General features: G+C 46.7%; 10 protein-coding genes. 8 read left to right on the forward strand and 2 right to left on the reverse strand.

Annotated features, from left to right (window positions below; translation table 11 throughout):
• Window positions 1-17: 17 nt before the first annotated feature.
• The 8 genes from hisH to MJO46_RS02815 all read left to right on the forward strand — a co-directional run bounded on the left by hisH (window position 18) and on the right by MJO46_RS02815 (window position 9,171).
• Entirely contained in the window at window positions 18-788 is a 771-nt protein-coding gene (hisH, locus tag MJO46_RS02780) for an imidazole glycerol phosphate synthase subunit HisH (RefSeq protein ID WP_253988024.1), read from the forward strand.
• Between the two features lie 66 nt (window positions 789-854).
• Window positions 855-1,592: a 1-(5-phosphoribosyl)-5-[(5-phosphoribosylamino)methylideneamino]imidazole-4-carboxamide isomerase gene (hisA, locus tag MJO46_RS02785; RefSeq protein WP_253988025.1), complete on the forward strand. Its 738-nt coding sequence runs from the start codon at window positions 855-857 to the stop codon at window positions 1,590-1,592.
• A complete protein-coding gene (gene hisF, locus MJO46_RS02790; protein ID WP_006081894.1) occupies window positions 1,574-2,347 on the forward strand; it encodes an imidazole glycerol phosphate synthase subunit HisF in 774 nt (257 codons plus the stop codon). Before hisA ends, hisF begins: the two co-directional genes overlap by 19 nt.
• Before the next feature lie 159 nt (window positions 2,348-2,506).
• Window positions 2,507-3,163, forward strand: coding sequence for a bifunctional phosphoribosyl-AMP cyclohydrolase/phosphoribosyl-ATP diphosphatase HisIE (hisIE, locus tag MJO46_RS02795; protein ID WP_253988026.1), 657 nt, complete (start codon window positions 2,507-2,509; stop codon window positions 3,161-3,163).
• Between the two features lie 531 nt (window positions 3,164-3,694).
• A complete protein-coding gene (locus MJO46_RS02800; protein WP_253988027.1) occupies window positions 3,695-4,882 on the forward strand; it encodes an aromatic amino acid transport family protein in 1,188 nt (395 codons plus the stop codon).
• 271 nt (window positions 4,883-5,153) lie between these two features.
• Complete coding sequence (locus tag MJO46_RS02805) at window positions 5,154-8,549, forward strand: YdbH domain-containing protein (RefSeq protein ID WP_253988028.1); 3,396 nt, start codon at window positions 5,154-5,156, stop codon at window positions 8,547-8,549.
• A gap of 13 nt (window positions 8,550-8,562) precedes the next feature.
• A complete protein-coding gene (locus MJO46_RS02810; RefSeq protein WP_253988029.1) occupies window positions 8,563-8,781 on the forward strand; it encodes a YnbE family lipoprotein in 219 nt (72 codons plus the stop codon).
• Between the two features lie 24 nt (window positions 8,782-8,805).
• The gene (locus tag MJO46_RS02815; protein WP_253988030.1) at window positions 8,806-9,171 is read left to right on the forward strand and encodes a YdbL family protein; all 366 of its coding nucleotides are present in this window, start codon (window positions 8,806-8,808) and stop codon (window positions 9,169-9,171) included.
• Between the two features lie 509 nt (window positions 9,172-9,680).
• Here the strand turns inward: MJO46_RS02815 and MJO46_RS02820 are convergent.
• Both MJO46_RS02820 and MJO46_RS02825 read right to left on the reverse strand, forming a co-directional pair.
• Window positions 9,681-10,313 (reverse strand): HNH endonuclease, encoded by a 633-nt coding sequence (locus MJO46_RS02820; RefSeq protein ID WP_253988031.1) that lies wholly within the window; start codon window positions 10,311-10,313, stop codon window positions 9,681-9,683.
• Between the two features lie 96 nt (window positions 10,314-10,409).
• Window positions 10,410-10,991: a hypothetical protein gene (locus MJO46_RS02825; protein ID WP_253988032.1), complete on the reverse strand. Its 582-nt coding sequence runs from the start codon at window positions 10,989-10,991 to the stop codon at window positions 10,410-10,412.
• Window positions 10,992-11,210 lie beyond the last annotated feature (219 nt).

Genomic DNA, 11,210 nt, shown 5'->3' on the forward strand with positions numbered 1-11,210 from the left:
TCGTTTAAGAGGTTAGGATGCAACAAGACACTCTATTAACAGCTGGCCGGCAATCAACAACTAGCCCGCAATTAACGGCAAATGAATCATCAGATGCTGAAACCGTGATCATAGACACGGGCTGCGCCAATTTAAGCTCAGTACGTTTCGCCTTCGAGCGTTTAGGCGCTAAGGTATTGGTCACAGACGATAAAGCCAAAATAAAAGCGGCAAAACGTGTGGTGCTGCCGGGTGTGGGCACAGCAGGTGCCGCCATGGCGTCCTTGCATGAAAAAGGCTTAGTCGAACTTATTCAAGGCCTAACTCAACCTGTGCTGGGCGTGTGCCTTGGCATGCAAATGCTCGCGGCGATTTCTAAGGAGCGCGGCGGCAAAGGTCAAGATTGCGAATGCTTAGGCATAATCCCCACCGACATTTGCGAGCTGGATACGCTGTTACTCAAAGCTGAAGGCTTGCCTTTGCCGCACATGGGCTGGAACCAACTAAAGCTCACGACCAACTCACAAGACGCCAAAAGCCCTAGCGTTCACCCGCTATTTGCGGGCATTGAAGATGGCAGTTATGTGTATTTCGTCCACAGTTACCGTGCGCCGTTGAGCGAATTCACCTTAGCCCAATGTTCCTACGGTGAAAGCTTTAGCGCCGCCATCGGCAAAGGCAACTTTATGGGCGTGCAGTTCCACCCCGAAAAAAGTGCCGCCGTGGGCGCGCAAATTCTGCGTAACTTTTTATTGATGGATGAAGCGCTGATGGACAAGTTGGCGCAGGAAAGGCTGACCAATGAATAAATTACTCAATATAAAAGTTGTTATGAATAAATTAGTTATAGATAAATCAATCGAGAGTTTAAGACTATGATAATTCCTGCGATCGATTTAATTGATGGCAATGTCGTCCGCCTCTATCAAGGGGATTACGGCCAGCAGACCACCTTTGATTTAAGTCCTTTGGCGCAGCTGCAATCCTACGAGGCACAAGGCGCGAAGTGGTTGCATATCGTTGATTTAACCGGCGCGAAGGATCCCGCTAAACGTCAAACTCGCCTTATCGGTGAACTCGTGGCGGCACTAAACGCCAATATTCAAGTGGGCGGCGGCATTCGTACTGAAGAACAAGTCACTGAATTATTAGAAATCGGCGTAAAACGTGTGGTGATTGGCTCCCTCGCGGTGAAAGAGCCTGAGTTAGTTAAAGAGTGGTTTATCAAGTACGGCAGCGAAGCCATTTGTCTCGCGCTGGATGTCAATATCAACCAGAGCGGCGAGAAAATGGTCGCCGTATCCGGTTGGCAAAGTGGCGGCGGTAAGAGTTTAGAATCCCTTGTAGAAACCTTTAGCGCGGTCGGTTTAAAGCATGCGCTAGTGACTGACATTAGCCGTGACGGCACGCTAACGGGCGCAAATACCGCGCTTTATCAAGAAATTGCAGCCAGCTTCCCCGACATCGCTTGGCAAGCTTCTGGCGGTATTGCGACCCTTGATGATGTGAGCGCCGTGCGTGATAGCGGCGCTGCGGGCATCATTATCGGTAAAGCCTTGCTTATCAATCAGTTTAACGTGGCGGAGGCAATCCAATGCTGGCCAAACGACTAGTCCCCTGTTTAGATGTGAAAGACGGTAAAGTAGTGAAAGGCGTGCAGTTTCGTAACCACGAAATTGTCGGCGATATAGTGCCCCTCGCCGCGCGTTATGCCGAAGAAGGCGCCGATGAGCTAGTGTTTTATGACATTACCGCCAGCGCCCACGAACGTGTGGTCGATAAATCTTGGGTGAGCCGCGTGGCGGAGCAGATTGATATTCCCTTCTGCGTGGCGGGTGGTATTAAAACCATTAGCCAAGCCCGTGAATTATTAGCCTTTGGGGCGGATAAGATTTCGATTAACTCACCCGCCTTAACCGATCCGAGTTTGATCTCACGCCTGCAGGACGAATTCGGCCGCCAATGTATAGTTATTGGTATCGACTCCTTCTTCGATGCCACCAGCAACAGCTATAAAGTAAAGCAATTTACTGGCGATGAAGCAGCGACTAAGGATACCCAATGGTTCACCCAAGACTGGGTTGAAGAAGTGCAAAAACGGGGTTGTGGTGAAATCGTGCTCAATGTGATGAACCAAGACGGCGTGCGCGGCGGCTATGATATCAAGCAGTTAAGTCTTGTTCGCGCCATCTGTGACGTGCCGTTAATTGCCTCTGGCGGTGCTGGAACTATGGCGCATTTTCGCGATGTATTTATTGAAGCTAAGGTCGATGCCGCGCTGGCAGCGAGCGTATTCCACAAGGCGATTATCAACATCGGTGAATTAAAAGCCTATTTAGCGGCCGAAGGGATCGCGATTAGACGCTAGAGCGGTTCTAGGTTCTAGGTTCTAGGTTCTAGGTTCTAGGTTCTAGGTTCTAGGTTCTAGGTTCTAGGTTCTAGGTTCTAGGTTCTAGGTTCTAGGTTCTAGGTTCTAGGTTCTAGGTTCTAGGTTCTAGGTTCTACAAAGAGATTAAGAGTGAACACTATGTCAACGCAAACAAACACTAAGTCGGATTTTAGCCCTGTTCAAGTTAATGAGCTTGATTGGGACAAACAGGATGGGCTCATTCCTGCCGTTATCCAAAATCACTTATCGGGCAAGGTATTAATGCTCGGTTATATGGATAAAGCCGCGCTGGAAAAAACCTTGAGCACAGGTGATGTCACCTTTTTTAGCCGCTCAAAACAGCGTTTATGGACCAAGGGTGAAACCTCGGGGAATACCCTAAAGTTAGTGGCTATCGATAAGGACTGCGATAACGACAGCCTGTTAGTGCAAGTGATCCCCAACGGCCCAACCTGCCACAAAGGCACCGAAAGTTGCTGGTTAGATGACAATGCGCACCCCTTTTTGAATAATCTCGCTAGCTTAATCACCTCGCGTAAAGGGCAAAGTGCCGATACCAGTTACACTGCGTCTTTATTTGCGCGCGGCACAAAACGTATCGCCCAGAAGGTCGGGGAAGAAGGCCTTGAAACGGCCCTTGCCGCTGCGACCCACGATAAGGAAGAGCTGGTTAATGAAGCCTCAGATCTTATCTATCACTTGCTGGTATTACTTGAAGATCAAGATTTAAGCCTTAGTGATATCACAGCAAACTTGCTGGCAAGACATCAAAAGGCGCTGCAGAGCAAAGCATAATCTGCTTACTGAACCAGATCACAAGCTAGTCGCTTACATCTAAAAAAGCCGCCCGCTTAAATCAAGTCGGTGGCATTTTTTATCGCGCGATTTCCTCAAATGCCACTGCCGCAATGTGATCAATGGATATCTTGCGCCTTAATCCTGTAGCAAAAAACAATCAAAATACTGTTGTAATGGTTGACAAGTACAATTCAAATCCCTATGGTAGCCTCCGTTGCCCTTAGGTTATTAAGGCAAAGCATCAAAACACTTATCCGTTTTTACTCAACACTCGCTAAGGCAAGTTTTATGTGTTTCACACCCTTTTATTATCCATATCTGTAGCCGCAATGGCATAGATAGGCACCTCGCCTGACCTTCCATTGTGGCCATATCCTTTCGGAACCGCTGAGCGCCACTGTCTCATTTGCTTAAATCATTTTGTGCTTGAATCGTTTCACATTGAATCGCATCAACATCTTTTAAGACAGTTGCTTTTGGATCAAGTCTTTAACTCATTTTCTTGCGACACGCTTTTGAGATCATGTTATGACACAAAATAAATTTATCGGCAGTTTGCTGCTTATCGCTGGCACCACAATCGGCGCGGGAATGTTGGCTTTACCTATCGCATCGGCGGGACTCGGCTTTGGCACCTCTTCCGCCATTATGCTTATCCTATGGGCGCTGATGGCCTACACGGCGCTGCTAATGGTGGAGATCCATCAATTTGCCCCCAGCGATGCCAGCCTTAATCACTTGGCGCAACACTTATTGGGCCGTAAAGGCCAGTTGATCGCCAATAGCGCCTTGATGTTTTTACTTTACGCCCTCTGCGCCGCCTATATTGCTGGCGGCGGTGAGCAAATAAACCAAAAACTGACGACTTGGCTGGGTTTGCAATTACCACCACAGGCGGGCGCAGTATTATTTACGTTGTTGGTGGGCACCATTGTCGGTTTGGGCACCCACTGTGTGGATCTTATTAATCGCGGCCTCTTTAGCCTAAAAATCGTGGCGTTACTCTTAATGCTCGCATTATTATTGCCGCAGGTTGAAAGCCCACATTTGCTCGAACTTCCACTTAACCAAGGTCTGATTATCACAGCTATTCCGGTGATTTTTACCTCCTTTGGTTTCCATGGCTCCATTCCATCGGTGGTACGCTACTTAGGCGTTGAGGTCAAAGCCCTGCGCAGGATCATGCTGCTGGGTTCCGCTTTGCCATTAATGATTTACCTTTTGTGGCAACTGGGCAGTCAAGGCGTTTTAAGCCAAAGCCAATTGCTCGAAAACCAGAGTTTATCGAGCTTTATCAATCAACTGGCGAGCGTACTGCACAGTGAATACTTAAGCAGCGCGATCAGTCTATTTGCCGATCTTGCCCTTGCAACTTCGTTTTTAGGGGTGAGTTTAGGCTTATTCGATTTTATGGCCTCAAGCTTAAGGCAAGAAGATAATGCAACCGGTCGAAGCTTAACCGCGACTATCACTTTTTTACCTCCCTTAGGTTTTGCCCTTTTCTACCCACAAGGTTTTATCACAGCCCTGGGTTACGCAGCGATTGCACTAGTGATCCTCGCCATCTTTTTACCTGTGGCCATGGTATGGACACAGCGCCAAACACGGGATGCCGCTAATCTGCCGACGGGATATCGCGTCGCGGGCGGTAAGTTTGCCTTAGTCTTAGCCGGCATAGCTGGGATTGCAATTATTGCCGCGCAGCTATTGAGTTAGTTAACTTGAGTTAGGCACATTAACAATACAAGTGACTGTAAAATCTATATTAATGACTACAGATACTTATCTTTATGGTGGCGATCAATATTAGTCAGCTAAGTGCTTGAGTGTTAAACTGCCAAAGTACCCAGCTAACCTTGTGCTATACGCCTTATGATGTATGGCGCTCAATATGGCGGTAGCAGCCGCTCTCTATAGCAAGGCAAAATAGCAAGGTAAAATCTGTTCTGCCAAGGGGCGATGATGATAAGGATAATATTCAAGCCAAATGCCTAAGATCCACAAGCCTGCTGGCGCAAACGCCCCTCAAACTAACACGGCTAGAGTGAAAGTGAAAAAAGCCCTGCTCGCAACCACAATAACGGCCATCTTAGCGGGTGTAGCGTTAACCGTTTGGATTATGAATACCCAAGCCGAAAAACTCATCATGCAGGCGGCAAATGCTGCCCTCGCTGGCATGGACAGCGAGCTAATTGATATTGAGCTAGGCAACAGTCAGTTAGAAGATTGGCGGATTGCTTCTGCCAAGCTTAGGGTAAATGACAGCTATATCAGGCTTAGTGATCTGAATATTAAACTAAAACTTGACTGGCCTCAGAGCTTTGCCGAACTGAAACAGTACGGCCAAGTCGCTTACCTTACTCAAAAAATCACCCAAATCTCCACAGGTGATATTGAAGTCGAGTTAGGACAATCCCTATTTGCGGCGAATCCAAATGCCATCGATGAACAAGGCCCCGCATTGGCCTTAGATATCAAATCCTTACCACTTATTGATATAGGTAAAACCAGCCTTATTCTCAACGCTCATCATCTCGACACCCAAAATGATTTACCCGCCTATCATTTAGTGATGGACAAGTTGAGCCTTAATAGCGCGGGGGAAATCAGCAGCGAGTTTAGTCACGCAGGTGAAAGCATCGCCAAACTTAAAGCAACACTCGAAACCAACAAGTGGCAGCTCAAGAGTCAAATCCAACTCGCGCCGCTACTGGCGAGCATTCATCAGATAAGCCTAAGGCAAACTCAAGATAGCGTATTGAGCCCGTTAGCTAAGCTTGATACAAAGTGGCAAGCATTAGCAATTGATTTACAAGGGCAATTAGTCTCGAGCAGCAGTATCACATTGACCTCGGGCGAGCTTATCAGTGAGCACCAGTTAATCTCGCCTAAGCTGACCTTTAATCAATTGGCGGCGCTAGAACTTGCGCCTAAACCCGAGCTAGCATTTAACATTAGCGGGCATTTAACCGAGCTTGACCTAAGCCTTGAGCCCTTTAGCTTAGCTATGAGCCCCAATACTGCGCAGCAACAGCGATTGATGCAGTTGCTCGATAAGTCGTTGGCTAAGCCTTTAACTCAACCTTTAGCTCAGCCTTCATCTCAATCTTTAACCCAGCCGGTAGCCAAGACTGCTGCGGAGCAAGTGCCTAATCAAGTTGCAAGTCAGACAGCAAGCCAAATCGCTAAGCTGCTGTCAGGACTTAAAAGCACAGATGCACCGGTAGGGATTGCACTGACATTACCCGAAGCCCTGCATTACCCGCTGACGCAAATCCAGCAGGATGCACAGAGCCAACCGCTTAAGAATGAGCCGCTTGAAAATAAGCCGCTTAACGTCAAGCTTCCCCAACTTCAGCTAAAAACCTTAGGCAGTAAGCTAGATACCCAAGTCGATTTGGCTAATATTGAAATCACAAAATCAACCGAAGCGCTTGCCTTCAGCGTGGATTGGCGCCTTAACGCTACGCAAACAAGCCCACTGCAATTATCTGAATTATGGGCGGATACGCCCCAAGATCTCAGCTGGAATACTAGCCAGTTAACCACTGCGGGGAAATTGCGCTTTAATCAGGCGCCAAGCGTAACCGATTGGCAAATTACCACAGCACCTATTGAGGCGGCAGAAACAACGCAAGCAGCAAAACACAATGCTAGCGATACCCTGCGCTTCGCCATCGGAGGGCTTAAGTATATTAATCCCCAAGAAAAAAATGCGGCTAAATATGCCGATATACGCCTTGGCAGTATCAGAGTACATGCCCATGCGCCGCTTAAACTCGACTCGCAACAAATACTAAATATCAGCCCAGTACCCTACTCAGAGCCCGCATCAGATACTAAGTTAACGTTGGCCTTGCCGCCTTTGACCTTAGCACTGGAGCAACTGCATGTTTCGCAAACCACGCAGACACTTGTGGCTGAAACGGCTGCGGCGAAAACGCTGGCGACAGAGGCAAGCACAGATAAAAGTACTGATAGTAATAGCAAAAGCGCTAATAACATCATTAGCAAAACCGATATGGGCGCGGGCCATTTCTCGATTGCATTACAACAAGCCATGTCATTTGAACTTAAGCCAGAGGTAGAAGCCCCACTCGACTCACTGCTCGCCTCCCCTTGGCAGAATCGGCTGGAGTGGCAGGCCAGTCAGCTTAATATCGAAAAGCAGCTCAGCAGCAAAGGCCGCAGCCGTAAAGAAACCGTACTAAAGCTAGATACCTTAACGCTGGCACAAAGCTTAAATTGGAAAAATAATACACTCTTAGGTGATGAACGCTGGCAAGTCGGCACGGTTGAATTGCACAGCCAACACAAGCTAAACCTCGCTAATGCGAATGAACCCTTAGTGCTTACGGGTCAATGGGTTGTCGATACCAGTATGACCGAAGCACTGTCCTTACTCAATCAAACCCAACCCTTGCCTGCTGAGCTTAATGTCACGGGTCATAACCAATTACAGGCACAATTTAAGCTGACACAAAAGCGCGATCAGACCCAATTTGCCATGCAAATCACCCAGTCAATGACCGAACTTGAGGGTTTTTATAAGGACATCACCTTTGAGGGCGGAAAACTGCAGGCGCAATGTGAGTTCACTTGGGGCCTCTCTTATAAAAAAGAGCCGCATAAAAAAGAACCTCAAAAAGAGCCGCAGGATAAAGGCTCTGTTAACAGCCTAAGTAAACTCAATTGCCCTCAGACGCGGATGACCTTTAACCTGTTTGATCCCGGCTTTCCGCTGACAGATATCGAAGTGGAAGCCGATATTGCCCTGGGCAAAGATGCGCAGAAGCTGCCCGACAATTGGCTGCAACAACTTACAGGCTTAAGCGATACCGATGTTTCCATGACGGCCAAAGGCAAAGTGCTCAGTGGCCAATTTTTGCTGCCCGACTTCAATTTAAAACTACAGGATAAATCCCATGCCTATCTCCTATTGCAGGGTATGAGCCTAGAAGAAGTGCTACGTATTCAGCCACAAATTGGTGTCTATGCCGACGGTATATTCGACGGTGTATTACCCGTCGATTTAGTTAACGGCAAAGTATCTATCACCGGCGGTCAACTCGCCGCCCGCGCGCCCGGCGGCTTAATCACCATCTCGGGCAATCCTGCGGTGGACGGCATGCGCCAATCCCAACCCTACCTCGACTTTGTCTTTTCGACGCTAGAACACTTACAATACAGCCAATTATCCAGCAGTTTTGATATGGACACTGCGGGTGATGCTAAGCTACTCGTGGAAGTGAAAGGACAAAGCCAAGGGGTTGAACGCCCAATCCACTTGAATTACTCCCATGAAGAGAACATGCTGCAATTATTCAGGAGTCTACAGATTGGTAACGATCTGCAGGATAGAATCGAAAAATCCGTGAAGTAATAAGGAAATATCATTGAAAATTATTCAATTACAGCAAATTAGCCTAAATGCCCTAAGCGCGCTTGTCGCCTTGGTTGCACTAGCCATATTGCCGGGCTGCGCCCCTACAGTCAAAATTGAACCACCGGATAAACCTATCGTCATCAATCTTAATGTGAAAATTGAACACGAGATAAAAATCAAAGTGGATAAGGAGCTAGATCAGCTTCTGTCAGATGAGCAGTTGTTCTAATTACATCAGAATTGAGGAATCACTATGAAATCAATGCGACTAACAACAAAGCGACTAAAATCAAAGTTACTACAACTATTAACCCTCGGCTTCTTGAGCCTTAGCCTTTTAAGCCTTAGTGCCTTCGCCATGTCACTTCAAGAAGCTAAATCCCTGGGCTATTTAGGCGAGCAAGCCAACGGCTACTTAGGTTTAGTAAAAGCCAATCCCGAAGCTAAAGCCGTCATGGACGACGTCAATAACAAACGCCGCGCCCACTATGAAACCATAGCCAAGAAGAACAAACTCTCCGCCGCCGACGTCGCTAAACTCGCCGGTGAAAAAGCCATAGCCGCCACAGATAAAGGCAACTATGTGCAAGATGCCAAAGGCAAATGGATTAAAAAGTAATTCGCTTTTAAAGCGCTCAAGCGCATAAAAGCAAAATGAATAGAAATAAACAAAACGCCTGCAATCACAGGCGTTTTTATTGGCAGAGATTGATTATGCACACTCATTCCAGTGACACGCCGTCCTATTACCTTGCAAGAAGTATCCCTATAGGCTCGACCGTGACATCCCAGTCACGGACGGTCACTTCCATGACTGTGCTTAATCTCATCGATCCCGACGTATACTGGTAACCAAATTTAACAATGGGCAAATTTAACAATGGGTGTCTTACTAAATTGCCTATGGAGTTTGATTAAGCACACTCATTCCAGTGACACGCCGTAAATATATCCCTATAGGCTCGACCGCGACATCCCTGTCACGGACGGTCACTTCCGTGAGTATGCTTAATCTCATCGACCCCTGTGTATACTGGTAACCAAATTTAACAATGGGTGTCTTATTAAATTCTGGCTTGTTCAACACTTGGGATAAGGCCGCGGCTACGCGCGGCCTATCCTTATTTGTTATAACTCTGTGTCACAAATAATCTCGTTGTGGTATTTGATGCTTTTTTTAGATATAGCGTGACTTGATACCTGCTTAATATCTTGTAGCGATAACTCAATAGCACCATAATCACACATTACATGGTGATTTGGGCATAAAACAATTATGTTTTCTGGTGTATCAGAACCATTGTGCGGAGTACCTAACGGAATTATATGATGAGCTTCCGAGTACAATTTGCCATTTGGTAGCTGTATTTGAAGACCGCAGATTTGACATGAATTGCTGTGAAGCAACTTTAGTTTTCTTGCTAAGTTTGTATCTCGTAAAACACGATAAGTAGTGGTATACCCACGCTCTGGTTCTTTGGTTCCTTGCGGCAAGTCTGCTGCTACAGGAGTAAGAGCTAATTTAGCTCTAAGTCCCCACATTCCCGCACCCAGACCGTTGACAGAGTAAAACAGATCTTGGCCTTTTTTAAAGCCATCAGAGTCCGACGACAAATCTTGAATTCTGCGACGGATTACGGCTTTCCAAGTTTTTGGAAGGTTACTTCTTAGGTTTGATACTTCAGAATAAATATCGTCATAACTGGCAACACCATCTAAATTTTCAAGTGCTTGAACTATGTCTTGCTCCCATGACGACATCACCGAATTCTCCCTGAGTTATAACGTCCGCAGCACGCGCAACGTTGAAGTGAAAGCGAAGCCGAAACGAAAAAGCCGTCGCTGTGCCTGCGATTGTTATACCTTCTCACCTGCAGACTCCACTTGTGTGTTTAGAATTTGCCACATCATTATTAGTGAAAACCTTGTGCCGTCTTTTTCAGCAATCAAGTCCTTTAGGTATATTTTGTTCTCACCATATTCTTGCGGGAAGCGAATACTCGTGTAAGTCATTCGCTGTTTGTCAGCTTCCCAGAACCGATACTCAACTTCCTGATGGCCCGTATATTTTTTTAGAAAAAGATCTATGGTTAAGCCTTCCTTTAGCCAATTCACCAGATCTTTGCTAAACCAGACATCATCCCATTTTTCGAAAAATGGGAAATGTGCAAGTATGTTGCGGACAAACTTGAACATTGGTCCGCCAATCTCGGACTCCATTGGGGGGCGCTGCCTCTTTAGTGCCTCAAGTACATATTTGAATGGCTCGTAAGTTAATAACTCAGAATACACAGCGAAGATATTCGATACTTTGCTGAACCTATACCAATCTTCTTGTTCCCAGAAATCGTCTGCCATGATCTCATCGTATAAATCATAAAATCGGTTGTATCCTAGCCTCAGAAACAACTCTTCAGATCTATTTGGTCTTACTTGCATGGCTCGATCCATCTTGTGGCATAACGCCCCGCTGACTTGGTTTGTTGAACGAAGCCGCTTTGCGGCAGGAACAAGATAAAACCATCCTTTTGCCCCTCATCCTAAATACTTGCTAGACGCGACCTGCTTCGGTCGCAAACCTAGGAGTATCATCATGGACATTCACGAACAACAACGCTTTGATTTACTTTATGAACAACATCTTACCAACTTAACCTT

Origin of the sequence: Shewanella sp. KJ2020, assembly GCF_024197625.1 — a bacterium.
Classification (GTDB): Bacteria; Pseudomonadota; Gammaproteobacteria; order Enterobacterales; family Shewanellaceae; genus Shewanella.